The sequence below is a fragment of the Streptomyces sp. NPDC001492 genome (assembly GCF_053597275.1).
In genome coordinates this window covers 262,272-287,855 of sequence record NZ_JBSFHW010000003.1, presented here as the reverse complement: position 1 = coordinate 287,855, position 25,584 = coordinate 262,272, and the positions used below count along the sequence as shown (strand labels likewise).

The following is a 25,584-nucleotide window of genomic DNA, read 5'->3' as shown; positions in this document are numbered from 1 at the left end:
CGCCTGGTGCAGCCAAGGGGCGCCCACCCAGCACATGACCGGCGCCGGCGCGTCGGCACCCAGGGAGTGAGTTCGGTTGTCGACCGCCATCCTCACCGGTCAGCCGGTCCCCGGATCGTCGATCGAGGGCGATCTGCGGTCCCTCGGCTTCGACGTACGGATCGCCGCCGACACCGCCGACGCCGAGACGCTGCTGGCCCAGGTGCCCGGCGACCAGCGGGTCGCCGTGGTCGACGGCCGCTTCGTGGGCCACCTGCACGCACTGCGCCTCGGCCTCACCGACCCCCGCTTCCCGCTCGCCGCGATCCCGGGGGCCGTCACGGCCCAGCCGGCCGGCCGCCCGGCCCTGACCCGTGCGATGGCCCGCGAGAACTCGGCCGGCGGCGGCACGGCACTCGCCGTCGACAGCCTCGCCGACCGCATCGTCACCGCCCTCGACAGCGACGGCGCCGACGTGCACCGCCCGGAACTCGGCAGCCTGGTCGCCGCCGTCCCTGCCGACCCGCAGTCCCGCAACGAGGCACGGCAGGCCGTCGCGAACGTCGACGACGAGGCCGTACGCCTGAAGTCGGCCGTGAAGTCGCGCGACGGCTTCTTCACCACGTTCTTCATCAGCCCGTACTCCCGCTACATCGCCCGCTGGTGCGCCCGCCGCGGCCTGACCCCCAACCAGGTCACCACCGCCTCCCTGCTCACCGCGCTGATCGCCGCGGGCTGCGCGGCCACCGGCACCCGGACGGGCTTCGTCGCGGCGGGCGTCCTGCTGATCGCGTCCTTCGTACTGGACTGCACCGACGGTCAGTTGGCCCGCTACTCCCTCCAGTACTCCACGCTCGGCGCCTGGCTGGACGCCACCTTCGACCGGGCCAAGGAGTACGCCTACTACGCGGGGCTGGCGCTGGGAGCGGCCCGCGGCGGCGACGACGTATGGGCGCTCGCGCTCGGCGCGATGATCCTGCAGACCTGCCGGCATGTGGTCGACTTCTCCTTCAACGAGGCCAACCACGACGCGACCGCCAACACCAGCCCCACGGCGGCCCTCTCCGACAAGCTGGACAGCGTCGGCTGGACGGTGTGGGTGCGCCGCATGATCGTGCTGCCGATCGGCGAGCGCTGGGCGATGATCGCGGTCCTGACGGCGGTCACGACGCCCCGGATCACCTTCTACGTCCTGCTCATCGGCTGCGCCTTCGCCGCGACGTACACCACGGCGGGCCGGGTCCTGCGCTCGCTGACCCGCAAGGCCCGGCGGACGGACCGGGCGGCGCAGGCGCTGGCGGACCTCGCGGACAACGGACCGCTGGCCGGACTCCTGGCACGGTTCGCGCGTGCGCCTCTCGGGGGTCCGCTGCCGGCGGCGCTGGGCGGTACGGCGATCCTGGCCGTCGCCCTCTTCTCCGGCGTGACCTGGGCTCCGGTCGCCGGTGCGTTCGTCTACTCCGTCGCCGCCGGTCAGGCCCTGTACCGCCCCCTCAAGGGCGCCCTCGACTGGCTGGTTCCGCCGCTGTTCCGGTTCGCCGAGTACGGCACCGTCCTGGTCCTCGCGGCCAAAGCGGACGTGAACGGAGCACTGCCCGCGGCTTTCGGGCTGGTGGCGGCCGTCGCCTACCATCACTACGACACGGTGTACCGCATCCGCGGCAACGCCGGAGCGCCCCCGGCCTGGCTGGTGCGCGCCATCGGGGGGCATGAAGGGCGGACGCTGCTGGTCACCGTCCTGGCCGCCGCGCTCACCGCCTCGCAGTTCAAGGTCGCGCTCACGGTCCTCGCCGTGACCGTCGCCCTGGTGGTGCTCGTCGAGAGCATCCGCTTCTGGGTGTCCTCCGGGGCCCCCGCCGTACACGATGAAGGAGAACCCGCATGATCGGCCTCGTGCTGGCGGCCGGCGCCGGACGCCGTCTGCGCCCCTACACCGACAGCCTGCCCAAGGCGCTGGTGCCGGTGGGCCCCGCGGGCATAGAGGGCGAACCCACGGTTCTCGACCTCACTCTCGGCAACTTCGCGGAGATCGGGCTGACCGAGGTCGCGATCATCGTCGGCTACCGCAAGGAGGCCGTGTACGAGCGCAAGGCCGCGCTGGAGGCGAAGTACGGCCTCAAGCTCACCCTCATCGACAACGACAAGGCCGAGGAGTGGAACAACGCCTACTCCCTGTGGTGCGGCCGTGACGCCCTCAAGGACGGTGTGATCCTCGCCAACGGCGACACCGTCCACCCGGTCTCCGTCGAGAAGACGCTGCTCGCCGCGCGCGGCGACGGCAAGAAGATCATCCTCGCCCTGGACACGGTGAAGAACCTGGCCGACGAGGAGATGAAGGTCGTCGTCGACTCCGAGCAGGGCATGACGAAGATCACCAAGCTGATGGACCCCGCCGAGGCGACCGGCGAGTACATCGGCGTGACCCTCATCGAGGGCGACGCCGCCCCCGAGCTGGCCGACGCCCTGAAGGCGGTCTGGGAGACCGACCCGCAGCAGTTCTACGAGCACGGGTACCAGGAACTGGTGAACCGCGGCTTCCGGATCGACGTGGCGCCGATCGGCGACGTCAAGTGGGTCGAGATCGACAACTACGACGATCTCGCCCGCGGACGGGAGATCGCGTGCCACTACTGACCCGGCTCATCCCCTCGCCGCTCGTCGTGGACATCCGCCCGGGTGCCCTCGACGATCTGGCCTGCGTGCTGGCCGACGAACGCATCTCGACCTCGGGCCGGCTCGCCGTCGCCGTCAGCGGCGGCTCCGGCGCCCGGCTGCGCGAGCGGATCGCCCCGACCCTGCCCGGCGCCACCTGGTACGAGGTCGGCGGCGGCACCCTCGACGACGCGGTCCGGCTGGCCGGCGACATAAAGGCCGGCCGCTACGACGCCGTCGTCGGCCTCGGCGGCGGCAAGATCATCGACTGTGCCAAGTTCGCCGCGGCGCGGGTCGGCCTGCCCCTGGTCGCCGTACCGACGAACCTCGCGCACGACGGTCTGTGCTCACCGGTCGCCACCCTCGACAACGACGCGGGCCGCGGCTCGTACGGCGTGCCGAACCCGATCGCGGCCGTCATCGACCTGGACGTCATTCGCCAGGCCCCGGCGCGCTTCGTACGCGCGGGCATCGGCGACGCGATCTCCAACATCAACTCGATCGCGGACTGGGAGCTGTCCAACCGCGTCAACGGGGAGAAGATCGACGGCCTCGCCGCCGCCATGGCCCGCCAGGCGGGCGAGGCGGTGCTCCGCCACCCCGGCGGCATCGGCGACAACGACTTCCTCCAGGTGCTCGCCGAGGCGCTGGTCCTCACCGGCATCGCGATGTCGATCTCCGGCGACTCGCGCCCCGCCTCGGGCTCCTGCCACGAGATCAACCACGCCTTCGACCTGCTCTACCCCAAGCGGGCCGCCAGCCACGGCGAGCAGTGCGGCCTCGGCGCCGCCTTCGCGATGTATCTGCGCGGCGCGCACGAGGAGTCGGCGCACACGGCCGAGGTGCTGCGCCGGCACGGGCTTCCGGTGCTTCCGGAGGAGATCGGCTTCACGGTGGACGAGTTCGTCCGCGCCGTGAAGTTCGCCCCGGAGACCCGGCCAGGCCGCTACACGATCCTCGAACACCTCGACCTCACCACCGACCAGATCAAGGACATCTACGCCGACTATGTCAAGGCCATCGGTAGCTGAACTCCGCCCGGTCGTCCACCCCGCGGGGGTCAAGGACCGGCGCAGCGGTGAGCACTGGATGGGACGCCTCTACATGCGTGAGGTGTCCCTGCGGGTCGACCGCTACCTGGTGAACACCAGGGTCACGCCCAACCAGCTCACGTATCTGATGACCGTCTTCGGCGTGCTCGCGGCCCCGGCCCTGCTGGTGCCGGGGATCACGGGCGCTGTGCTCGGCGTGGTCTGCGTGCAGATGTACCTGCTCCTCGACTGCGTCGACGGCGAGATCGCGCGCTGGAAGAAGCAGTACTCGCTGAGCGGTGTCTACCTGGACCGGGTCGGCGCCTACCTCACCGACGCCGCCGTGCTCGTGGGCTTCGGGCTGCGCGCCGCCGACCTGTGGGGCAGCGGCCGTATCGACTGGCTGTGGGCCTTCCTCGGCACCCTGGCCGCGCTCGGCGCCATCCTGATCAAGGCGGAGACCGACCTGGTGGGCGTGGCCCGGCACCAGACGGGCAAGCCGCCGGTGCAGGAGTCCGCCGCCGAGATGCGCTCCTCCGGGATGGCGCTGGCCCGCCGGGCCGCCGCCGCGTTCAAGTTCCACCGGCTGATCCTCGGCATCGAGGCGTCCCTGCTGATCCTGGTCCTGGCGATCGTCGACCAGGCCCGCGGTGACCTGTTCTTCTCCCGCCTCGGAGTCGCCGTACTCGCCGGCATCGCGCTGCTGCAGACCCTGCTGCACCTGGTGTCCATCCTCGCCTCCAGCAGGCTGAAGTGAGCGGCATGAAGGTCGGCGCGGTGATCATCACCATGGGCAACCGCCCCGACGAGCTCCGCGCCCTGCTCGACTCGGTCGCCAAGCAGGACGGCGACCGGGTCGAGGTGGTCGTCGTCGGCAACGGCTCGCCCGTCCCGGACGTCCCCGAGGGCGTCCGTACGATCGAGCTGCCCGAGAACCTCGGCATCCCCGGCGGCCGCAACGTCGGCATCGAGGCCTTCGGCCCCAGCGGCCGCGAGGTCGACATATTGATGTTCCTCGACGACGACGGGCTCCTCGCCCAGCACGACACCGCCGAGCTGTGCCGGCAGGCCTTCGAGGCCGACCCGGAACTCGGCATCATCAGCTTCCGCATCGCCGACCCCGACACCGGGGTCACCCAGCGCCGCCACGTGCCGCGTCTGCGCGCCGCCGACCCGATGCGCTCCTCCCGGGTCACCACCTTCCTCGGCGGCGCCAACGCCGTCCGCACGAAGGTCTTCGCCGAGGTCGGCGGGCTCCCGGACGAATTCTTCTACGCCCACGAGGAAACCGACCTGGCATGGCGGGCCCTCGACGCGGGCTGGATGATCGACTACCGGTCCGACATGGTGCTGTACCACCCGACGACCGCGCCCTCGCGGCACGCGGTCTACCACCGCATGGTCGCCCGCAACCGGGTCTGGCTGGCCCGCCGCAACCTCCCCGCCCCGCTGGTCCCGGTCTACCTCGGGGTCTGGTTGCTGCTCACCCTCGTCCGCCGCCCCTCGCGGCCCGCACTGAAGGCATGGTTCGGCGGGTTCCGGGAAGGCTGGGCCACTCCGTGCGGGCCACGCAGGCCCATGAAGTGGCGTACGGTGTGGCGGCTGACCCGGCTGGGCCGACCTCCGGTGATCTGACAAGCTCGTTCCTGTGAGCAACCGGCCCCACCCGGGCCCCAGGCTCTTGCCCATGCCCGCACAGGCTGCGCATCCCGAAGACGAAAGTTTCCACCCGTGAGTGAGACAACGCACGACGGCACGGTCGCCCTGGGCGCGGCCGTGCCGCCCGACGAGGGCCTCCCGGCGAGCCGGCTGGCCGCCAAGTACGGGCTGACCGTGAGCGGCGCCCGGCCCTCCCTTGTCGAGTACGTCCGCCAGCTCTGGGACCGGCGTCACTTCATCCTCGCCTTCTCCCGGGCCAAGCTGACCGCCCAGTACAGCCAGGCCAAGCTGGGCCAGCTGTGGCAGGTGGCGACGCCGCTGCTGAACGCGGCCGTGTACTTCTTCATCTTCGGCATGCTCCTCAAGGCCAACCGCGGCCTGCCGCGCGAGATCTACATCCCGTTCCTGGTCACCGGCGTGTTCGTGTTCACCTTCACGCAGAGCTCGGTGATGGCGGGCGTGCGCGCGATCTCCGGCAACCTCGGCCTGGTGCGCGCCCTGCACTTCCCGCGCGCCTCGCTGCCGATCTCCTTCGCGCTCCAGCAGCTCCAGCAGCTGCTGTTCTCGATGATCGTGCTGTTCGCCGTGGCGATCGGCTTCGGCAGTCTCCCGGACCTGTCGTGGCTGCTGATCGTCCCGGTGCTGGCCCTGCAGTTCCTGTTCAACACCGGCCTCGCGCTGATCATGGCCCGTGCGGGCGCCAAGACCCCGGACCTCGCCCAGCTGATGCCGTTCGTGATGCGGACGTGGATGTACGCGTCCGGCGTGATGTTCTCCATCCCGGTCATGCTGGCCGACAAGCCGCAGTGGCTGGCGAACGTCCTGCAGTGGAACCCTGCCGCCATCTACATGGACCTGATGCGCTTCGCGCTCATCGACGGCTACGGCGCGGAGAACCTGCCCGAGCACGTCTGGGTGGTCGCGGGCGGCTGGGCGGCCCTGTTCGCCCTCGGTGGCTTCGTGTATTTCTGGAAGGCGGAGGAGAGGTACGGCCGTGGCTGAGCAGACCGACCGGCAGAGCGGCGAGCGGATCCCCACCGTCATCGCCGACGAGCTCCACATCGTCTACCGCGTGCACGGCGCCAAGACCGGCAAAGGCAGCGCCACCGCCGCCCTCAGCCGCATCATCAAGCGCGGCGAGGAGCGCGGGGTGCGCAAGGTGCACGCGGTCAAGGGCGTCTCCTTCGTCGCCTACCGAGGCGAGGCAGTCGGCCTCATCGGCTCCAACGGCTCCGGCAAGTCGACCCTGCTGCGCGCCATCGCCGGGTTGCTCCCGGCGGAGAAGGGCCGCGTCTACACCAACGGCCAGCCCTCGCTGCTGGGCGTGAACGCGGCCCTGATGAACGACCTGACCGGCGAGCGGAACGTCATATTGGGCGGGCTCGCCATGGGGATGTCCCGCGAGCAGATCAAGGAGCGCTACCAGGAGATCGTCGACTTCTCGGGCATCAACGAGAAGGGCGACTTCATCACCCTGCCGATGCGCACCTACTCCTCCGGTATGGCGGCCCGACTGCGCTTCTCCATCGCCGCCGCCAAGGACCACGACGTCCTGATGATCGACGAGGCGCTGGCGACCGGTGACCGCAAGTTCCAGAAGCGCTCCGAGGAACGCATCCGTGAGCTGCGCAAGGAGGCCGGCACGGTGTTTCTCGTCAGCCACAACAACAAGTCGATCCGCGACACCTGCGACCGGGTCCTGTGGCTGGAACGCGGCGAGCTGCGCATGGACGGACCGACCGAAGAGGTCCTCAAGGAGTACGAGAAGTTCACCGGCAAGTAGTGCATCCCGGCCTGGACGCACAGGCCAGGACGGATAGCGGGGCCCCGCCGCAACCTCTGCGGCGGGGCCCCGCGTCTGCAAAGGAAACGTCAACTCGGTCTCGGCTTAGGAATCTTGACGCCAATCGGTGTGTTGTTGTGATGTGCAGGACACCCCAGGGAACCTCGCTGCGTTGTACAACGTAAGCTGTACCGGTCCCGAAACGCGGCAAGTGGGGCGATAATGCGCGACACCCTCAGCCGGGGCAGCCGCGCGGAGAGCCGGGCGGCGTGTCCGAAATAGTATGCATTGGGTCGGCAGTGTAGAACGGGAGATGTGACGGCAATGGCTACGGAAACTCCCCAGCTGAACGCAGCATGTGCCGTCCCCGCCCCGGGCAGTCACCGGTGACGGGAACCGGCATGTCGCATGCCGTTGATCCGGAGCGCGACACGCTCGACAAGGCCGCGGGCGAGAACTTCCCCGTGGCACCTTTCTTCCTGCCCAGGGCCTGGCGCACCGACCTCATGGCCGTGTACGGATTCGCCCGTCTGGTCGACGACATCGGCGACGGCGACCTGGCCCCCGGCGGCGCCGACGCCCGTCTGCTCGGCGTGTCGCCCGAGGAGGCCGGGGACCGGCTGCTGCTCCTGGACGCCTTCGAGGCCGATCTCCACCGGGTCTTCGACTCGACCCCGCGCCACCCCCTTTTGCGCCGCCTCCAGCACACGGTCCGCCGCTGCTCGCTCACCCCCGAGCCCTTCCTCGGCCTGATCGCCGCCAACCGCCAGGACCAGCTCGTCAGCCGCTACGAGACCTACGACGACCTGCTCGCGTACTGCGAACTGTCGGCCAATCCCGTCGGCCGCCTGGTCCTGTCCGTCACCGGCACCTCGACGCCCGAACGCATCCGCCTCTCGGACGCGATCTGCACGGCCCTCCAGATCGTCGAACACCTGCAGGACGTCGCCGAGGACCTCGGCCGCGACCGCATCTACCTGCCCGCCGAGGACATGAAGCACTTCCATGTCCAGGAGGCGGATCTCGCCACGTCCACCGCGGGCGCATCGTTGCGCGCACTGGTTGCGTACGAAGCACAACGCGCCCGCGATCTCCTGAATGAAGGCGCCCCCCTGGTGGGTAGCGTCCACGGCAGGTTGAAGCTGCTGCTTGCGGGATTCGTGGCGGGGGGAAGGGCGGCGGTCAAGGCGATCGCCGCCGCGGAATACGACGTACTTCCCGGCCCGCCCAAGCCCGGCAAGGTCCAGCTGCTGCGCGAGGTGGGCGTGACTCTGCGAGGAGAGGGGTGATCCGGACCGTGGAGTCGGAACAACACGTGTCCGCACCGGTACTCGCCGCCTACAGCTACTGCGAGGCCGTCACCGGACAGCAGGCCCGTAACTTCGCCTACGGCATCAGGCTGCTGCCGACGCCCAAGCGCCGCGCGATGTCGGCGCTCTACGCGTTCTCCCGGCGCGTCGACGACATCGGCGACGGCGCACTGGCCGGCGAGGTCAAGGCGGAAAGACTCGAGGACACCCGGGCGCTGCTGACCCGGGTGCGGGAGGGGGCGGTCGCCGAGGACGACATCGACCCCGTCGCCGTCGCCCTCGCCCATGCCGCCGAGACCTTCCCGATCCCGCTCGACGGCCTGGACGAGCTGATCGACGGCGTGCTGATGGACGTACGCGGCGAGACCTACGAGACCTGGGACGACCTGAAGGTCTACTGCCGCTGCGTCGCGGGCGCCATCGGACGGCTCTCGCTCGGCGTGTTCGGCACGGAACCCGGGGCACGCGGCGCCGATCGCGCCCCGGAGTACGCCGACACCCTGGGCCTCGCGCTGCAGCTCACCAACATCCTCAGAGACATCCGCGAGGACGCCGAGGGCGGCCGCACCTATCTGCCCTCCGACGACCTCGCGAAATTCGGGTGCTCGGCAGGGTTCAACGGGCCGACACCCCCCGAGGGCTCCGACTTCGCGGGCCTCGTGCACTTCGAAGTGCGACGGGCCCGCGCCCTTTTCGCCGAGGGCTACCGGCTGCTGCCCATGCTGGACCGGCGCAGCGGCGCCTGCGTGGCCGCCATGGCCGGGATCTACCGCCGGCTGCTCGACCGCATCGAGCGCGACCCGGAGGCCGTGCTGCGCGGCCGGGTCTCGCTGCCCGGCCGGGAGAAGGCCTACGTCGCCGTACGCGGACTGTCCGGCCTGGATGCCCGGCATGTGACGCGCAGGACCGTCAGGAGGCGCGCCTGATGGACAAACAGGGCCAAGGTGATGTCGCCGACGAAAAGCGGCACGCAACCCTCCGGGTGGGGACGGCGTCCCTGAGTGCAGCGGTCGGCCGTGCACCGTTCAACCACGGCGGCCGCGCAGGGGAGGGCGCACGATGAGTGACGACGGCACGCGGGCCGGCGAGCCGCTCGCGGATCCGGCGGGGCGTTCCGCAAGGGACGCCGTCGTGGTCGGCGGCGGGCTGGCCGGCATCACCGCCGCACTCGCACTCGCCGACGCGGGAGTCCGCGTCACCCTGGTCGAGGGCAGGCCGAGACTGGGCGGCCTGGCCTTCTCCTTCCAGCGCGGCGAACTGACCGTGGACAACGGACAGCATGTCTACCTGCGCTGCTGCACCGCCTACCGCTGGTTCCTCGACCGCATCGAGGGAACGGCGCTGGCGCCACTGCAGGATCGTCTCGACGTGCCCGTACTCGACGTCGACAAGCCCGAGGGGCGGCGACTGGGCAGACTCCGGCGCGATGCGCTGCCGGTGCCCCTGCATCTGGGGCGCAGCCTCGCCACGTATCCGCATCTCTCACTCGCCGAGCGGGCCAAGGTGGGCCGTGCCGCGCTCGCGCTCAAGGGGCTCGACCTCGCCGATCCGGACCTGGACACACAGGACTTCGGCAGCTGGCTGACCGCGCACGGTCAGTCGGCGCGTGCCGTCGAGGCCCTGTGGGACCTGGTCGGGGTCGCCACCCTCAACGCGGTCGCGGGCGACTCCTCGCTGGGGCTCGCCGCGATGGTGTTCAAGACCGGTCTGCTGTCCGACCCGGGCGCGGCCGACATCGGATGGGCGCACGTCCCGCTGGGCGAACTGCACGACCGGCTCGCCCGCAAGGCGCTCGACTCCGCGGGCGTCCGTACCGAGGTCCGTACACGCGTCACCTCCATCCTCACTGACGAAAACGGGCGCTGGAGCGTTCAGGTTCCCGGCGAGAGCCTCACCGCCGACGCCGTCGTGCTCGCCGTACCCCAGCGCGAGGCCCACGACCTGCTGCCTCAGGGCGCGCTCGACGCCCCCGAAAATCTTCTGGAGATCGGCACCGCGCCGATCCTCAACGTCCATGTCGTCTACGACCGCAAGGTGCTGCACAAGCCGTTCTTCGCGGCCCTGGGCACGCCCGTGCAGTGGGTCTTCGACCGCACCGCGGCCTCCGGGCTGCGCGAGGGCCAGTACCTCGCCCTGTCCCAGTCGGCCGCGCAGGACGAGATCGACGAACCGGTCGCCGTGCTGCGCGAGCGCTATCTGCCCGAGTTGGAGCGGCTGCTTCCGGGTGCGCGCGGTGCGCGGGTGAAGGACTTCTTCGTGACCAGGGAGCGCACGGCGACGTTCGCCCCCGCCCCCGGCGTCGGGCGGCTGCGGCCCGGCGCCCGTACCAAAGCCCCCGGCCTCTACCTGGCCGGAGCGTGGACCGCCACCGGGTGGCCCGCGACCATGGAGAGTGCGGTCCGCAGTGGAGTGAGTGCGGCGGACGCCGCCCTCGCCACCCTGGGCCGGCCCCGCCCCAGTCACCTCTTCGACGTCGAGGAGGCGGCGTGATGCTCGATCAGCACGCGGCAGGCCCCCGCACCCCCGGTACCGCAACAAGAGGAGAGACTGTGCCCACTGTGCCCCCGGCCGAGACGGCCGATCGAGCGACCGCAGTGGACGTGACCGCGCTCCTGGAGCGCGGCCGGACCCTTGCCACACCGGTACTGCGGGCGGCCGTCGACCGCCTGGCCCCTCCCATGGACACCGTTTCCGCCTACCACTTCGGCTGGATCGACGCCGAGGGCAACCCCGCCGAGGGCGACGGCGGCAAGGCCGTGCGCCCCGCCCTCGCGGTCCTGTCCGCCGAGGTCACCGGCGCCGCACCCGAGGTCGGCATCCCCGGCGCCGTGGCCGTCGAACTCGTCCACAACTTCTCGCTGCTGCACGACGACCTGATGGACGGCGACGAGCAGCGCCGCCACCGCGACACCGTCTGGAAGGTGCACGGCCCCGCCCAGGCGATCCTCGTCGGTGACGCCCTGTTCGCCCTCGCCAACGAGATCCTGCTGGAGCTCGGCACCGTCGAGGCCGGTCGCGCCACCCGCCGTCTGACCACCGCCACCCGCGCCCTGATCGACGGCCAGGCGCAGGACATCTCCTACGAGCACCGCGACCGTGTCAGCGTCGAGGAGTGCCTGGAGATGGAGGGCAACAAGACCGGCGCCCTGCTCGCCTGCGCCTCCTCCATCGGTGCGGTGCTCGGCGGCGCGGACGACCGCACCGCCGACACCCTGGAGAAGTACGGCTACCACCTGGGCCTCGCCTTCCAGGCGGTCGACGACCTCCTCGGCATCTGGGGCGACCCGGTCTCCACCGGCAAGCAGACCTGGAGCGACCTGCGCCAGCGTAAGAAGTCCCTGCCGGTCGTGGCCGCGCTCGCTGCGGGCGGCCCCGCCTCCGAGCGGCTCGGCGAGATCCTCGCCGCCGACGCCAAGAGCAGCGACTTCGAGAACTTCTCCGAGGAGGAGTTCGCCTCCCGCGCCGCCCTCATCGAGGAGGCGGGCGGCCGCGAGTGGACCGCTGAAGAGGCGCGCCGCCAGCACAACACCGCCATCCAGGCACTGCACGCCATCGACATGCCCGACCCGGTGCGGGACCGGTTCACGGCGCTCGCCGACTTCGTCGTCGTACGAAAGAGATGATCACTATCGGTCGAATAGCCCTCGCGTAGTCGCCGGCCGGTGTCGCGGGATCACGAGCACCGGCCGACGGCGGACCCACAGCAGCACGATGTGAACGACTGCACGAAGGGGAAGCCATGACAGCGACGACCGACGGAAGCACCGGGGCCCTGCCGCCCCGGGCAGCCTCGGCCAGCGAAACCGACAGCACGAGCCCCGTGGCGGCGGGGGTGCGCGATGCCGCCGTACGCGCCGTCCAGCGCTCCACCGAGTTCCTGCTGTCCCAGCAGGACGCCCAGGGCTGGTGGAAGGGCGACCTGGAGACCAACGTGACCATGGACGCCGAGGACCTGCTCCTTCGGCAGTTCCTGGGCATCCTGGACGAGGACACCGCGCGCGCCGCCGCCCTGTTCATCCGCGGCGAGCAGCGCGAGGACGGAACCTGGGCCACCTTCTACGGCGGACCGGGAGAACTCTCCACCACCATCGAGGCATACGTCGCCCTGCGGCTGGCGGGCGACACGCCGGACGCTCCGCACATGGCGCAGGCCTCCGCCTGGATCCGCGAGCAGGGCGGCATCGCCGCGGCCCGGGTCTTCACCCGGATCTGGCTCGCCCTGTTCGGCTGGTGGAAGTGGGAGGACCTGCCCGAACTTCCGCCGGAACTCATCTACTTCCCCAAGTGGGTACCGCTCAACATCTACGACTTCGGGTGCTGGGCGCGGCAGACGATCGTCCCGCTGACGGTCGTCTCCGCGAAGCGGCCGGTGCGGCCCGCGCCCTTCCCGCTCGACGAGCTGCACACCGACCCGGCCAACCCGAACCCGCCGGGGCCTCTTGCTCCGGCGGTGAGTTGGGACGGCGCCTTCCAGCGCCTGGACAAGGTGCTGCACCAGGCGCGCAAGGTCATCCCGCGCAGACTGCGCAAGGCGGCCATGAACTCCGCGGCCCGCTGGATCATCGAGCGGCAGGAGAACGACGGCTGCTGGGGTGGCATCCAGCCGCCGGCCGTGTACTCGGTGATCGCCCTGTATCTGCTGGGCTACGACCTGGAACATCCCGTGCTGCGCGAGGGCCTGGCGTCGCTGGACCGTTTCGCCGTGTGGCGCGAGGACGGGGCCCGGATGATCGAGGCCTGTCAGTCGCCCGTGTGGGACACCTGCCTGGCCACCATCGCGCTCGTCGACGCGGGGGTGCCCGCCGACCATCCACAGCTCGTCAAGGCCGCCGACTGGATGCTCGGCGAGGAGATCGTCCGGCCCGGCGACTGGGCCGTCAGGAGACCCCAACTGCCGCCCGGCGGCTGGGCGTTCGAGTTCCACAACGACAACTACCCCGACATCGACGACACCGCCGAGGTCGTCCTCGCGCTGCGCCGCGTCAAGCACCACGACCCGGAGCGGGTGGAGAAGGCGATCGGGCGCGGGGTGCGCTGGAACCTCGGGATGCAGTCGAAGAACGGGGCGTGGGGCGCCTTCGACGTCGACAACACCAGCCCGTTCCCGAACCGGCTGCCGTTCTGCGACTTCGGCGAGGTCATCGACCCGCCGTCCGCGGACGTGACCGCCCACGTGGTGGAGATGCTGGCCGTCGAGGGCCTCGCCCACGACCCGCGCACCCGCCGCGGCATCGAGTGGCTGCTCGCCGAGCAGGAGCCGGACGGCTCCTGGTTCGGCCGCTGGGGTGTCAACTACGTCTACGGCACCGGTTCGGTCGTACCCGCCCTCGTCGCGGCGGGCTTCCCCGGCTCGCACCCGGCGATCCGGCGGGCGGTGGCCTGGCTGGAGTCGGTGCAGAACGACGACGGCGGCTGGGGCGAGGACCTGCGCTCCTACAAGTACGTCGAGGAGTGGAGCGGCAGGGGTGCTTCCACCGCCTCGCAGACGGCGTGGGCGCTGATGGCCCTGCTGGCCGCGGGGGAGAAGGACTCCAAGGCCGTCGAGCGCGGCGTCGAATGGCTCGCGGCCACCCAGCGGGAGGACGGTTCCTGGGACGAGCCCTACTTCACCGGCACCGGCTTCCCCTGGGACTTCTCGATCAACTACCACCTCTACCGGCAGGTCTTCCCGCTGACCGCACTCGGCCGCTACGTCCATGGCGAGCACTTCTCCAAGAAGCCTCTCGCCGAGGCCGAGGGGGGCTGATGAGCACCCTGCCCGCCCCGGCCCCGCTGCTGATCGCCTGCGCGCTCGGCATCGAGCACCTCGCCCTGCGCGCCGGCGACCGGGGCGGGGCCGGCGGGCCCGTCACCCTGCTCCGTACGGGCATGGGGCCCAAGGCGGCCGAGCGCTCCGTCACCCGGATGCTCGCGGACCCGGCCTGGAGCGGGGCGGCCGTGCTGGCCACCGGTTTCTGCGCTGGGCTGGCCCCCGGTATGCACCCCGGGGACCTGGTCGTCGCCGAGGAGACCCGGGCCCCGGACGGAACCGTTCCGTGCGTGGGGACCGACCTGCTCGTCAAGGAGCTCGGGCGCGCCGTGCCCGGGCGCACCGTCCACACCGGTCCCGTCACCGGCTCCGATCATGTCGTACGCGGTCACGAACGGTCTGATCTGCTCGCGACCGGCGCAATCGCGGTCGACATGGAGTCCGCGGCCACGCTTCTGAGCGCCGTGCGCACCGGCGCGCGCCCGGTTGCGGCCGTGCGGGTGGTCGTGGACGCTCCTGAACATGAACTTGTTCGAATCGGCACGGTCCGCGGTGGAATATCAGCTTTCCGTGTCCTTCGTGCCGTACTTCCAGCTTTCTTCGAATGGCACCGTTCTTTGCTGCTCCCCAGGAGGTGAGCCAGATGGCCATGCCGCTGCGTCAGTCCATCAAGGTCGCTACGTACTTGGCTGAACAGAAGCTCCGCAAGCGGGACAAGTTTCCGCTGATCGTGGAGCTGGAACCGCTCTTCGCGTGCAATCTGAAGTGCGAGGGCTGCGGCAAGATCCAGCATCCGGCGGGTGTGCTCAAGCAGCGCATGCCGGTCGCGCAGGCCGTCGGGGCGGTGCTCGAATCCGGTGCCCCCATGGTGTCCATCGCGGGCGGCGAGCCCCTGATGCACCCTCAGATCGATGAGATCGTGCGGCAGCTGGTGGCGAGGAAGAAGTACGTCTTCCTCTGCACCAACGCGATGCTGCTGCGCAAGAAGATGGACAAGTTCAAGCCCTCTCCCTATTTCGCCTTCGCCGTGCACATCGACGGGCTGCGCGAGCGGCACGACGAGTCGGTGGCCAAGGAGGGCGTGTTCGACGAGGCCGTGGAGGCGATCAAGGAGGCCAAGCGGCGCGGCTTCCGGGTCACCACCAACTCGACCTTCTTCAACACGGACACCCCGCAGACCATCATCGAGGTGCTCAACTTCCTCAACGACGACCTCAAGGTCGACGAGATGATGATCTCGCCCGCCTACGCCTACGAGAAGGCGCCCGACCAGGAGCACTTCCTGGGCGTGGAGCAGACCCGCGAGCTGTTCAAGAAGGCCTTCGCGGGCGGCAACCGCAGGAAGTGGCGGCTGAACCACTCGCCGCTGTTCCTCGACTTCCTCGAGGGCAAGGTCGACTTCCCGTGCACCGCCTGGGCGATCCCGAACTACTCGCTCTTCGGCTGGCAGCGCCCCTGCTATCTGATGAGCGACGGGTACGTCCCGACGTACCGCGAACTCATCGAGGAGACCGACTGGGACAAGTACGGCCGCGGCAAGGACCCGCGCTGCGCCAACTGCATGGCGCACTGCGGCTACGAGCCCACCGCCGTCCTCGCCACCATGGGCTCCCTGAAGGAGTCCCTGCGCGCGATGCGCGAGACGGTCTCCGGAAACCGGGAGTGACGCGATGACCGCCATCTCCTTGGGCGTCCCCGAGGTACCGGCCCGGCCGATCGCCGAGCGGCGCGTGTCGCGGCAGATCCATGTCGGGCCGGTGGCGGTCGGGGGCGGTGCCCCGGTGTCGGTGCAGTCGATGACGACGACCCGCACCTCGGACATCGGTGCCACCCTGCAGCAGATCGCCGAACTCACCGCGTCCGGCTGCCAGATCGTCCGTGTCGCCTGTCCCACGCAGGACGACGCGGACGCCCTCGCGACCATCGCCCGCAAGTCGCAGATCCCGGTGATCGCGGACATCCACTTCCAGCCGAAGTACGTGTTCGCCGCGATCGAGGCCGGGTGCGCCGCGGTGCGGGTGAACCCCGGCAACATCAAGAAGTTCGACGACCAGGTGAAGGAGATCGCGCGGGCCGCGAAGGACCACGGCACGCCGATCAGGATCGGGGTCAACGCCGGGTCGCTGGACAGGCGCCTGCTCCAGAAGTACGGCAAGGCGACCCCCGAGGCGCTGGTCGAGTCGGCCCTCTGGGAGGCGTCCCTCTTCGAGGAGCACGGCTTCCGGGACATCAAGATCTCGGTCAAGCACAACGACCCGGTCGTGATGATCGAGGCGTACAAGCAGCTCGCCGCGCAGTGCGACTACCCGCTGCACCTCGGGGTCACCGAGGCCGGCCCCGCCTTCCAGGGCACGATCAAGTCGGCGGTCGCCTTCGGGGCGCTGCTCTCGCAGGGCATCGGCGACACCATCAGGGTCTCGCTCAGCGCCCCGCCCGCCGAGGAGGTCAAGGTCGGCCTGCAGATCCTGGAGGCACTGAACCTCAAACAGCGCCGGCTGGAGATCGTCTCCTGCCCGTCCTGCGGCCGCGCCCAGGTCGACGTCTACAAACTGGCCGACGAAGTCACGGCCGGCCTCACGGGCATGGAAGTCCCGTTGCGGGTAGCCGTGATGGGTTGTGTGGTCAACGGCCCGGGTGAGGCGCGGGAGGCGGACCTGGGGGTCGCCTCCGGCAACGGCAAGGGGCAGATCTTCGTCAAGGGCGAGGTCATCAAGACGGTCCCCGAGTCGAAGATCGTGGAGACCCTCATCGAGGAAGCGATGAAGATCGCCGAACAGATGGAACAGGACGGCGCGTCGGGGGAGCCGGCCGTCACCGTGAGCTGAACACCACGGACCGAAGGGGGCCCGAGCGTGACCATTCTGGAGAACATCCGGGGACCACGCGACCTGAAGGCGCTGTCCGAGACGGAGCTTCGCGAACTGTCCGAAGAAATCAGAGAGTTCCTGGTGCACGCGGTGGCCAGGACCGGCGGGCACCTCGGGCCCAACCTGGGGGTGGTGGAGCTCTCCATCGCGCTGCACCGGGTCTTCGAGTCGCCCGTCGACCGCATCGTCTGGGACACCGGCCATCAGAGCTACGTACACAAGATCCTGACGGGCCGTAAGGACTTCTCCAAGCTGCGCGGAAAGGGCGGCCTGTCGGGCTATCCCTCGCGCGAGGAGTCCGAGCACGACATCGTGGAGAACAGCCACGCCTCCACGGCGCTCGGCTGGGCCGACGGCCTCGCCAAGGCCCGCCAGGTGCAGGGCGAGAAGGGACACGTCGTCGCGGTCATCGGCGACGGCGCCCTCACCGGTGGCATGGCCTGGGAGGCGCTGAACAACATCGCGGCCGCCAAGGACCGCCCGCTGATCATCGTCGTCAACGACAACGAGCGCTCGTACGCGCCGACCATCGGGGGGCTCGCCAACCACCTGGCCACCCTGCGCACCACCGACGGCTACGAGAAGGTGCTCGCCTGGGGCAAGGACGTCCTGCTGCGCACACCGGTCGTCGGCAACACCATCTATGAATCGCTGCACGGCGCGAAGAAGGGTTTCAAGGACGCCTTCGCCCCGCAGGGCATGTTCGAGGACCTCGGCCTGAAGTACGTGGGTCCGATCGACGGGCACGACATCGGGGCCGTCGAGTCGGCGCTGCGGCGCGCCAAGCGCTTCCACGGGCCCGTCCTCATCCACTGCCTGACGGAGAAGGGCCGCGGCTACGAGCCCGCCCTCGCCCACGAGGAGGACCACTTCCACACCGTCGGCGTGATGGACCCGCTCACCTGCGAGCCCCTCGCGCCCGCAGGCGGGCCCTCCTGGACCTCGGTCTTCGGCGACGAGATCGTCGCGATCGGCGAGGAGCGGGAGGACGTCGTCGCGATCACGGCGGCCATGCTGCACCCGGTGGGTCTCGGCAAGTTCGCCGCCCGCTTCCCCGACCGGGTGTGGGACGTCGGCATCGCCGAGCAGCACGCGGCCGTGTCCGCGGCGGGCCTTGCGACCGGCGGGCTGCACCCGGTGGTCGCCGTCTACGCCACCTTCCTCAACCGTGCCTTCGACCAGCTGCTGATGGACGTGGCGCTGCACCGCTGCGGGGTGACGTTCGTGCTGGACCGGGCCGGCGTCACGGGGGTCGACGGGCCGTCCCACAACGGCATGTGGGACATGTCGATCCTCCAGGTCGTGCCGGGGCTCAGGATCGCCGCGCCGCGCGACGCCGACCAGCTGCGGGCGCAGCTGCGGGAGGCCGTCGCCGTCGACGACGCCCCGACGCTGGTCCGCTTCCCGAAGGAGTCGGTGGGGCCCGAGATCCCGGCGATCGACCGGGTGGGCGGCCTCGACGTCCTGCACCGCGGCCCGGACACCCCCGAGGTGCTGCTGGTCGCCGTCGGTGTGATGGCGCCCGTGTGCCTCCAGGCCGCCGAGCTGCTGGAGGCGCGCGGCATCTCGTGCACCGTCGTCGACCCGCGCTGGGTCAAGCCCGTCGACCCGGCACTCCCGGGGCTCGCCGCCGAGCACCGGCTGGTGGCGGTGGTCGAGGACAACAGCCGTGCGGCCGGAGTCGGCGCGGCGGTCGCGCTGGCGCTCGGGGACGCCGAAGTCGACGTCCCGGTACGGCGGTTCGGCATCCCGGAGCAGTTCCTCGCGCACGCCAAGCGCGGGGAGGTGCTGGCCGACATCGGCCTCACGCCGGTGGAGGTGGCGGGACGGATCAGCGCGAGCCTCGCCGTCAAGGAGGCCGAGGACACCCTGGCCGTCAAGGAACAGCTGGACGGCACAGTCAAGGAGAGGGCTGAATGACCAAGGAGTTCGACCTCGGCGCACTCCTGGCCGAGCGCGGAGCCGAGCGCTACGAGCTGCACGGGAAGTACCTGAACCCCCAGCTCCCGCGCATGCTGCACACCATCGGCTTCGACAAGGTCTACGAGCGCGCCGAGGGCGCCCACTTCTGGGACGCGGACGGCAACGACTACCTGGACATGCTCGCCGGGTTCGGGGTGATGGGCCTGGGCCGCCACCACCCCGTCGTCCGCAAGGCGCTGCACGACGTCCTCGACGCCTCCCTCGCCGACCTCACCCGCTTCGACTGCCAGCCGCTGCCCGGACTGCTGGCCGAGAAGCTGCTCACGTACAGCCCGCACCTGGACCGCGTGTTCTTCGGCAACAGCGGTACGGAGGCGGTGGAGACCGCGCTGAAGTTCGCCCGGTACGCCACCGGGAAGCCGCGGATCCTGTACTGCGACCACGCCTTCCACGGCCTGACCACCGGGGCGCTCTCGGTCAACGGCGAGGACGGCTTCCGCGACGGCTTCGCCCCGCTGCTGCCCGACACGGCCGTACCGCTCGGCGATCTCGACGCTCTCGCACGGGAGTTGAAGAAGGGCGACGTGGCGGCCCTGATCGTGGAGCCGATCCAGGGCAAGGGAGTGCACGAGGCCCCGCCCGGCTATCTGCGCGCCGCGCAGGAGCTGCTGCACAAGCACAAGGCGCTGCTCATCGCCGACGAGGTGCAGACGGGCCTGGGCAGGACCGGGGACTTCTACGCCCACCAGCACGAGGAGGGCGTCGAGCCGGACCTGGTGTGCGTGGCCAAGGCGCTCTCCGGCGGTTATGTGCCCGTCGGCGCGACCCTCGGCAAGGACTGGATCTTCAAGAAGGTCTACTCGTCGATGGACCGGGTGCTGGTCCACTCGGCCAGCTTCGGGTCCAACGCCCAGGCCATGGCGGCGGGCCTCGCCGTGCTGTCCGTCATGGAGAACGAGCAGATCGTCGCGGGCGCGCGGGTGACCGGAGACCAGCTGAGATCCCGGCTCGCGGCGCTGACCGACAAGTACGAGCTGCTCGCGGACGTCCGGGGCCGCGGCCTGATGATCGGTATCGAGTTCGGGCGGCCCAAGTCACTGAAGCTGCGCAGCCGCTGGACGATGCTGCAAGCCGCGCGCAAGGGCCTGTTCGCGCAGATGGTCGTGGTACCGCTGCTGCAGCGGCACCGGATCCTCACCCAGGTCTCCGGCGACCACCTGGAGGTGATCAAGCTGATCCCGCCGCTGACCATCGGTGAGGAGGACGTCGACCGGTTCGTCGACGCCTTCACCGCCGTGATGGACGACGCGCACAGCGGCGGCGGGCTGATGTGGGACTTCGGCAAGACGCTGGTGAAGCAGGCGGTCGCCCACCGCTAGCGCGCCCCGCGGCCGGGACGGTGCAGCGGGTCCCGGCCGCTCGGATATTCGATCGCGTGAGCGATCATCCTGGGGCACAATCGCCGGATGCCGACCACCGCGGAGCAGTTGCTCTCCGCACTCGAAGGACTGCCTTTCCCGGCCCGTCTCGCCCGCACCGCGAGGACCGCCCGCCGGCTCGCGGAGCAGGGGGAACTCGCTCCACTCCTCGCCGAACTCGACACCCGCGGCCCCTACGGGCGGCGCCTGGCCGCGCTCGCTGCCCTCGTCGGCCGGGACGCCGCCTTCCTCGCCGGGCGGCTCGCCGACCCCGACGCGGTGGTCGCCGGGTACGCCCTGCGCGCAGCCCGGACCCTGCCCGTGCCCGATGCGGCGATCGAGGCGGCGTACGACAACGCGCCGGCCGCGCTGCGGGGCCGGCTGGCCCGACTGCTGGCCTCCGGCGGCCGCACCGCGCTCGCCGAGCGGCTGGTGGTGCGGCTCGGCGTGGAATGGGGCGAGACGGAGGCCGCGCGTCTGCTGCCCGCATGCTCCACGCCGTTCGTCGCACGGGAGTTGCCCCGGCTCGCGCACGCCGTCGACGGCTGGACGCGGCTCGCCCGGCGCCACCCCGGCCCGGTGCTGGAACACGCCGAGCGGGCTCTGGCCGACCGGGCCGACCTCCGGGCCAGGGAGGAGTGGTGGCGCCTGAACGCCACGACGGTCGCGGCGCTCGCCCCGCGCCGGCCCGAGGGGGTCCTCGCCCTCCTCGAACGCCACGGGCCGCCCAGCCTGCCACCCGGTCTCTTCGGCGGGCTCGGCGCGCTGGTCGACGCCGACGCCGAGCGTGTCGTCCGCTGGATCATCTCCCCCGACCGGAACGCACCGCGCCACGAGACCGCACCACCGCCCGGTGTGCTGCGCAGGCTGGTGCGGGCCGAGCCGCCGTCCCTGCCGCTGCTGGGCCGCCACTGGATGCAGCGCCACGGCCACTTCGCCGGACTGCTGAAGGCCATGGCGCCGGGCAGGCGCACGGCCTTCCTCGACGCCACCGCGGACGGGACGAACTGGGACCCGGCCCTGTCCGTGCTCGGTCTGCTGCCGCGCGAGCGTCGCTGGGCCGCAGTGCGCAGGGCCGCCGCCGAGTTCGGCGACCGGGTCGACGACTGGGAGGACCTGGACACGCTCGCCCACGGCCCGTACGACGAGGCGCGCGCCACACTGCTGGCCGCGACCCGGCGGTCCGAGGCGTACGAGCGCGCCGCCGCGTGGCCGCTGTTGGTCGCCTGCGCCGCCCGGGACGGCGGCCGGGCGGCGGTCACCGAGGTGCTCGGTGCGGTGGTCCGGCTGCGCAACGACCAGGACCCTGTGCGCGCGGCCGCGCTGGAGGGGCTCGCCGGGATGCCTCCGCGGCTGTTCGCCCCCGCCGACGCCGACCGGCTCGACCGGATCGCCCTCGACGCCCTCGCGGCCCGGGACTGCTCGGCCGACAGCCTCAAGGCGCTGCGCACCCTCGCCGGGCGCGTCCTGGTCGAGCACGCCACGGACGGCGAAACAGCACTGCGCGCCTGGGCGTTGAGCACCCTGGAGCGGATGGTGGGCCGGGTCGGCGTACCGGACTTCGGGCCGTTGCACCGCGTTCTGCGGCGCGGCCAGGAGCACGAGGTGTTCGAGGCGCTGCGCCCCTGGCTGGAGGCCGCGGCGGGCAGGTCCGACTTCCGGCTGCTGCTCGGCCTGGCCTGCGCGTTCGGTCCGCGGGCCCGGCGGATGCCCGAGTTGCAGGACCTGCTGGCCCTGGCGCTGGAGCGCGGCGACGACATGACGTTCGAGGCGGCTGCGGCACTCTGGCTGGCCGCACCCGCCACCCGCGGGGAACGGGTGGCCCGGATCCTCGGACAGGAGCCGTCGGCGGTCGTCCTCGCGCCGGTACGGCGTGTGCTGTCCCGCGAACGCACGGATCTGCTGGACGCCCTGCTGGCCGACACCCCGCCGTACGGGCGCTTCCTGGTCGCCGGGGCCGCCCGCCCGCTGCCGGACCTCGGCGCCGCCGACCGCTGGCTGCCCCGCCAGCAGCGGGCCGCGGCACGGCTCGCCGAAAAGGTGGCGGAGGACCGCTCCCTGCCGCTGGACGACCGGGCCGCCGCGATCCGCGCCGCCGCCCCGGTGCCGGAGCTGGGCCTGGCCCTGGCCATGCGGCACCAGGACGACGAGGAGGTGGTCGTCGCCGAGGCGGCGCTCGCCGCGCTGCCCTGGAGCGACCGCCCCCAGGAGGCCCTGCCGGTGCTCCTGGAGCAGGCCGGCGGTGACCGGGCCCGGGTCGCGGTGTACGCCGCGAGCCGCGCCGCCCGCTTCACCGCACCCTCCGAACTGGCCACCGCACTGGGCGAGTTGCTGACGGGGGAGCGGCCCGCGAAGGTGACCTCCCGCAAGGAGGCGGTGCGTCTCGCGGCCCGCTTCCTGCCGCCGCGCAGGGCGGTGGCGCTGCTCGCGCACGGCTTCGCCCCCGACTCGCACCCCGACGTGCGGACCGCCGTGATCCGCGCCCTGCCGCCGCTGCTGGGCGTGCCGGAGGCCTGGCAGCTGTTGGACGCCGCCGTGCGGGACGACACCCCGGGTGTGCTCCAGGCCGTCGTGGAGGTGGCCCCCTGGGAGCTGGCCGACGGGCACCGCGGCCGGTACGCCGGTGTGGTCGAGGCGGTCTACGAGCCCGGCCTCGCCTCGTACGACGGCTTCTTCGCCTACGGCTTCCTGCGCGGGCTGGCTCCCTGGGCCCGGTACGCGCCCGGACTGGCCGTGCGGCTCGCCGGCACGGTGGGCGACCTGAGCAGCCGGGAACACTGGCAGCACGCGGGGCGGGTGCTGCGCGACCTGGCCCTCTCCGGCCTTCCGCATCCGGTGGGCGGCGCCGCCGAGGGCAGCGCCTTCCACGGCGCGGTGACCGGACTGCTGGCCGCGATGCACACGCCCGAGGGCGGCGTCGAGGCGTTGGAGGACCGGGACCTGCCCGCGCTGCAACGGCTGCGGTCCCTGGTGCCACCGTCCTACGACGGCGTCGCGCCGCCCGAGGCGCTGGAGGAGATCGCCGCACTGCTGGCGCAGGAACCGCTGCTGGCGGCCGAACACGCCGGTCTGCTGGGCCGATTGGTGGACCGGACCGAGGAACCCGACCGGCTGCTCGGGCGGCTGCTGGACCTGGCCGGAGCGCTGGAAGGCACCGGAACGGCCGTCGCCCTCCAGGTGTCCTCCCAACTGGAGGCGGGCTGGGCGCACCGGACCCGGCCCGAGCACGTCGCGGCCCTGCTGGCGGCGGCGGAGCGACTGGCCGGCGACGGCGGCACCGTCCGCGGTCTGCTCGCGGTGCAGCTGGTGGCCCGCACGGCTGCCGGTATCGGCTGGCCGGAGGAGTGGCGGTCGCTGCTGCGGCGGCTGCGCCGGCACCCCGACCCGGACGTACGGACCCAGGCGTACCAGACGATGACGGCGAGAGAGTGACGCAACCGGCCGGCTTCTGCCTCTGAGGCCCCGAGCTGCTTTTGCCTCTGAGGCAAGAAAATTGCCACACAGGCAATAACAGGGCTGAATGGAGAGCATGAGCTCTCCCGAGACCGGGCCCCTTCCCGAGACCGGGCCCTCGGCCGGGCCGGACGAGGTCCTGCCCGCCGTCGCCCCTCAGCTGCGCGCGCTGCGCCGTCGTGCCTCCCTGACGCTGGAGGCCGCGGCGCGTGCCGCCGGGCTGTCGGCCGCCCATCTCTCCCGGCTGGAGACCGGGCAGCGTCAGCCCTCGCTGCCGGTGCTGCTCGCCCTCGCGCGTATCTACGGTACGACTGTCTCGGAGCTGCTCGGCGAGACGGTCGCCGACCGGGACGCCGTGGTGCGCGCCGCCGACATGGAGCCGACCGTCGCGGGCGGCTGGACCTACTGGCAGGCCGGGGCGTCCGGCCGCGGTATGCAGGCCCTGCGCGTCCACGTGCCGTACGGCTCGCAGGGCGACATCGTGCGGGTGCACCCCGGCGAGGAGTGGCTGTACGTCCTCAAGGGACGGCTGCGGCTGCGTCTCGGGGACACCACGCACCGGCTCGCCCCCGGCGACAGCGCGCACTTCGACTCGCTGACCCCGCACCGGATCGCCGCCCAGGATCCCGACGGCGTGGAGCTCCTGTTCGTCCACACCCTGCTGCAGAGCCCGACGGCCACGCTGTGCCTGGGCCCGATCACCGGAGAGATGCCATGAGCAACAGCAACATGGAGGAGAAGTTCCCCCGCGCCCTGTGGGTGCGTCTGATCATCTACATCGCCGTGGGGCACCTCTTCGCGGCCTTCATCTACCTGCTGTTCGCGTTGGGGGCGAAATAGCCGGCCCGGTTCGGTCGAGACGGGCGGTCCGGCTCAGTCGAGCAGCCGCTCCCGCAGCAGCTCGCGGAGTTCCGGGGTGAGCCCCAGGCCCTGCTCCAGGTAGGTGTCGACGTCGCCCCACGTCCCCTCGATCGTCTCGAAGGCCGCCGTCAGATACTCGGCGCGCGCCTCGAACAGGGGGCTGAGCAACTCCATCACCTCGGGGGAGTAGGCCGCGGCGGAGCGGCTGCTGCGGCGCACCTTGTAGCGGCGGTGCTTGGCGTTCGACTCCAGGTAGTCCGCGACGATCGCCTCGCGCTCGACGCCCAGCGCGAGCAGCGTCACGGCTATGGACAGGCCCGCACGGTCCTTGCCCGCCGCGCAGTGCATCAGGGCGGGCACACTGTCGTCGGCGAGCGAGCGCAGCACGCGCGCGTGCTCGGCGGTGCGCTCCTTGATGATCCTGCGGTAGGAGACGATCATGCGGTTCGCCGCCTTGCCGTCGCCGAGGAGCTCGCGCAGCTGCTCGATCTCGCCCTCCCTGACCATCTTCCAGAACCCGGCGCCGTCCGCCGGGTCCGTCAGGGGGAGGTTCACATTGCGCACGCCCGGCAGCTCGACGTCCGGACCCTCCAGCTCCTGGTCCGCCGCGTTGCGGAAGTCGAAGACCGTGTGCAGCCCCAGGGAGGACAGGAACTCGGCGTCCTCCTCGGTCGCGTGCGCGAGATGGCCGCTGCGGAACAGCACCCCGTGGCGCACCCGCCGTCCGTCCACCGTCGGAAGTCCTCCCACGTCACGGAAGTTGCGGACCCCCGCCAGCTCGGGTTCGGTCGACGGGACCTGCTGCGTCACGTGGGCTCCTCCCAGTCCGCCCGGCCGGCGCGGCTCGTCGTCGGGCACCCTCCCGACGATACGACATGGATTCCTGTGGCAATGAGTTG

Annotated in this window: 22 protein-coding genes; 21 read left to right on the top strand and 1 reads right to left on the bottom strand. The window is 71.3% G+C overall.

The window, feature by feature from the left end; genetic code table 11:
- The first annotated feature begins 76 nt into the window (after positions 1–76).
- From ACWC1K_RS05450 to ACWC1K_RS05350, 21 genes are all read left to right on the top strand, one after another.
- Positions 77–1,864 (top strand): DUF5941 domain-containing protein, encoded by a 1,788-nt coding sequence (locus tag ACWC1K_RS05450; protein ID WP_450828928.1) that lies wholly within the window; start codon positions 77–79, stop codon positions 1,862–1,864.
- Entirely contained in the window at positions 1,861–2,613 is a 753-nt protein-coding gene (locus ACWC1K_RS05445) for a phosphocholine cytidylyltransferase family protein (protein ID WP_450828927.1), read from the top strand. The genes ACWC1K_RS05450 and ACWC1K_RS05445 overlap by 4 nt, the downstream gene beginning before the upstream one ends.
- Complete coding sequence (locus tag ACWC1K_RS05440) at positions 2,601–3,662, top strand: iron-containing alcohol dehydrogenase family protein (RefSeq protein WP_450828926.1); 1,062 nt, start codon at positions 2,601–2,603, stop codon at positions 3,660–3,662. Before ACWC1K_RS05445 ends, ACWC1K_RS05440 begins: the two co-directional genes overlap by 13 nt.
- Positions 3,640–4,419 (top strand): CDP-alcohol phosphatidyltransferase family protein, encoded by a 780-nt coding sequence (locus ACWC1K_RS05435; RefSeq protein ID WP_450828925.1) that lies wholly within the window; start codon positions 3,640–3,642, stop codon positions 4,417–4,419. Before ACWC1K_RS05440 ends, ACWC1K_RS05435 begins: the two co-directional genes overlap by 23 nt.
- Before the next feature lie 5 nt (positions 4,420–4,424).
- The gene (locus tag ACWC1K_RS05430; protein WP_450829042.1) at positions 4,425–5,297 is read left to right on the top strand and encodes a glycosyltransferase family 2 protein; all 873 of its coding nucleotides are present in this window, start codon (positions 4,425–4,427) and stop codon (positions 5,295–5,297) included.
- A 96-nt stretch (positions 5,298–5,393) separates the two neighbouring features.
- The gene (locus tag ACWC1K_RS05425; protein ID WP_450828924.1) at positions 5,394–6,323 is read left to right on the top strand and encodes an ABC transporter permease; all 930 of its coding nucleotides are present in this window, start codon (positions 5,394–5,396) and stop codon (positions 6,321–6,323) included.
- Complete coding sequence (locus ACWC1K_RS05420; protein WP_450828923.1) at positions 6,316–7,104, top strand: ABC transporter ATP-binding protein; 789 nt, start codon at positions 6,316–6,318, stop codon at positions 7,102–7,104. Before ACWC1K_RS05425 ends, ACWC1K_RS05420 begins: the two co-directional genes overlap by 8 nt.
- A gap of 401 nt (positions 7,105–7,505) precedes the next feature.
- Entirely contained in the window at positions 7,506–8,393 is an 888-nt protein-coding gene (gene hpnC / locus ACWC1K_RS05415; protein WP_450828922.1) for a squalene synthase HpnC, read from the top strand.
- Complete coding sequence (gene hpnD, locus ACWC1K_RS05410) at positions 8,390–9,340, top strand: presqualene diphosphate synthase HpnD (RefSeq protein ID WP_450828921.1); 951 nt, start codon at positions 8,390–8,392, stop codon at positions 9,338–9,340. The genes hpnC and hpnD overlap by 4 nt, the downstream gene beginning before the upstream one ends.
- Complete coding sequence (locus tag ACWC1K_RS05405) at positions 9,340–9,477, top strand: DUF6380 family protein (protein WP_450828920.1); 138 nt, start codon at positions 9,340–9,342, stop codon at positions 9,475–9,477. Before hpnD ends, ACWC1K_RS05405 begins: the two co-directional genes overlap by 1 nt.
- A complete protein-coding gene (gene hpnE / locus ACWC1K_RS05400; RefSeq protein ID WP_450828919.1) occupies positions 9,474–10,904 on the top strand; it encodes a hydroxysqualene dehydroxylase HpnE in 1,431 nt (476 codons plus the stop codon). The genes ACWC1K_RS05405 and hpnE overlap by 4 nt, the downstream gene beginning before the upstream one ends.
- A gap of 68 nt (positions 10,905–10,972) precedes the next feature.
- Positions 10,973–12,037, top strand: coding sequence for a polyprenyl synthetase family protein (locus tag ACWC1K_RS05395; protein ID WP_450829041.1), 1,065 nt, complete (start codon positions 10,973–10,975; stop codon positions 12,035–12,037).
- Between the two features lie 116 nt (positions 12,038–12,153).
- The gene (gene shc / locus ACWC1K_RS05390; protein WP_450828918.1) at positions 12,154–14,160 is read left to right on the top strand and encodes a squalene--hopene cyclase; all 2,007 of its coding nucleotides are present in this window, start codon (positions 12,154–12,156) and stop codon (positions 14,158–14,160) included.
- On the top strand, positions 14,160–14,801 hold the full coding sequence (locus ACWC1K_RS05385) for a phosphorylase family protein (RefSeq protein ID WP_450828917.1): 642 nt from the start codon (positions 14,160–14,162) through the stop codon (positions 14,799–14,801). The genes shc and ACWC1K_RS05385 overlap by 1 nt, the downstream gene beginning before the upstream one ends.
- 5 nt (positions 14,802–14,806) lie before the next feature.
- Positions 14,807–15,829, top strand: coding sequence for an adenosyl-hopene transferase HpnH (hpnH, locus tag ACWC1K_RS05380; RefSeq protein WP_030936191.1), 1,023 nt, complete (start codon positions 14,807–14,809; stop codon positions 15,827–15,829).
- A 4-nt stretch (positions 15,830–15,833) separates the two neighbouring features.
- The gene (ispG, locus tag ACWC1K_RS05375; protein ID WP_450828916.1) at positions 15,834–16,988 is read left to right on the top strand and encodes a flavodoxin-dependent (E)-4-hydroxy-3-methylbut-2-enyl-diphosphate synthase; all 1,155 of its coding nucleotides are present in this window, start codon (positions 15,834–15,836) and stop codon (positions 16,986–16,988) included.
- 27 nt (positions 16,989–17,015) lie between these two features.
- Positions 17,016–18,950 (top strand): 1-deoxy-D-xylulose-5-phosphate synthase, encoded by a 1,935-nt coding sequence (gene dxs / locus ACWC1K_RS05370; RefSeq protein ID WP_450828915.1) that lies wholly within the window; start codon positions 17,016–17,018, stop codon positions 18,948–18,950.
- Positions 18,947–20,332 carry an aspartate aminotransferase family protein gene (locus ACWC1K_RS05365; protein ID WP_450828914.1) on the top strand — a complete coding sequence of 462 codons (1,386 nt, stop codon included), beginning with the start codon at positions 18,947–18,949 and terminating at the stop codon, positions 20,330–20,332. The genes dxs and ACWC1K_RS05365 overlap by 4 nt, the downstream gene beginning before the upstream one ends.
- A gap of 87 nt (positions 20,333–20,419) precedes the next feature.
- Positions 20,420–23,803 (top strand): hypothetical protein, encoded by a 3,384-nt coding sequence (locus tag ACWC1K_RS05360; protein WP_450828913.1) that lies wholly within the window; start codon positions 20,420–20,422, stop codon positions 23,801–23,803.
- 97 nt (positions 23,804–23,900) lie between these two features.
- Positions 23,901–24,542 carry a helix-turn-helix domain-containing protein gene (locus ACWC1K_RS05355; protein ID WP_450828912.1) on the top strand — a complete coding sequence of 214 codons (642 nt, stop codon included), beginning with the start codon at positions 23,901–23,903 and terminating at the stop codon, positions 24,540–24,542.
- Entirely contained in the window at positions 24,539–24,664 is a 126-nt protein-coding gene (locus ACWC1K_RS05350; RefSeq protein WP_356348905.1) for a DUF6126 family protein, read from the top strand. The genes ACWC1K_RS05355 and ACWC1K_RS05350 overlap by 4 nt, the downstream gene beginning before the upstream one ends.
- A 33-nt stretch (positions 24,665–24,697) precedes the next feature.
- On the opposite strand, the gene ACWC1K_RS05345 is transcribed toward ACWC1K_RS05350, so the two are convergent.
- Positions 24,698–25,495 carry a tyrosine-protein phosphatase gene (locus ACWC1K_RS05345; RefSeq protein ID WP_450828911.1) on the bottom strand — a complete coding sequence of 266 codons (798 nt, stop codon included), beginning with the start codon at positions 25,493–25,495 and terminating at the stop codon, positions 24,698–24,700.
- Between the last annotated feature and the right edge of the window lie 89 nt (positions 25,496–25,584).

Coding starts and splice junctions, on each gene's coding strand:
- ACWC1K_RS05445 (WP_450828927.1), top strand. CDS start 1,861: ATGATCGGCCTCGTGCTGGCGGCCGGCGCCGGACGCCGTCTGCGCCCC.
- ACWC1K_RS05435 (WP_450828925.1), top strand. CDS start 3,640: ATGTCAAGGCCATCGGTAGCTGAACTCCGCCCGGTCGTCCACCCCGCG.
- ACWC1K_RS05430 (WP_450829042.1), top strand. CDS start 4,425: ATGAAGGTCGGCGCGGTGATCATCACCATGGGCAACCGCCCCGACGAG.
- hpnC (WP_450828922.1), top strand. CDS start 7,506: ATGTCGCATGCCGTTGATCCGGAGCGCGACACGCTCGACAAGGCCGCG.
- ACWC1K_RS05405 (WP_450828920.1), top strand. CDS start 9,340: ATGGACAAACAGGGCCAAGGTGATGTCGCCGACGAAAAGCGGCACGCA.
- hpnE (WP_450828919.1), top strand. CDS start 9,474: ATGAGTGACGACGGCACGCGGGCCGGCGAGCCGCTCGCGGATCCGGCG.
- shc (WP_450828918.1), top strand. CDS start 12,154: ATGACAGCGACGACCGACGGAAGCACCGGGGCCCTGCCGCCCCGGGCA.
- ACWC1K_RS05385 (WP_450828917.1), top strand. CDS start 14,160: ATGAGCACCCTGCCCGCCCCGGCCCCGCTGCTGATCGCCTGCGCGCTC.
- hpnH (WP_030936191.1), top strand. CDS start 14,807: ATGGCCATGCCGCTGCGTCAGTCCATCAAGGTCGCTACGTACTTGGCT.
- ispG (WP_450828916.1), top strand. CDS start 15,834: ATGACCGCCATCTCCTTGGGCGTCCCCGAGGTACCGGCCCGGCCGATC.
- ACWC1K_RS05365 (WP_450828914.1), top strand. CDS start 18,947: ATGACCAAGGAGTTCGACCTCGGCGCACTCCTGGCCGAGCGCGGAGCC.
- ACWC1K_RS05360 (WP_450828913.1), top strand. CDS start 20,420: ATGCCGACCACCGCGGAGCAGTTGCTCTCCGCACTCGAAGGACTGCCT.
- ACWC1K_RS05355 (WP_450828912.1), top strand. CDS start 23,901: ATGAGCTCTCCCGAGACCGGGCCCCTTCCCGAGACCGGGCCCTCGGCC.
- ACWC1K_RS05350 (WP_356348905.1), top strand. CDS start 24,539: ATGAGCAACAGCAACATGGAGGAGAAGTTCCCCCGCGCCCTGTGGGTG.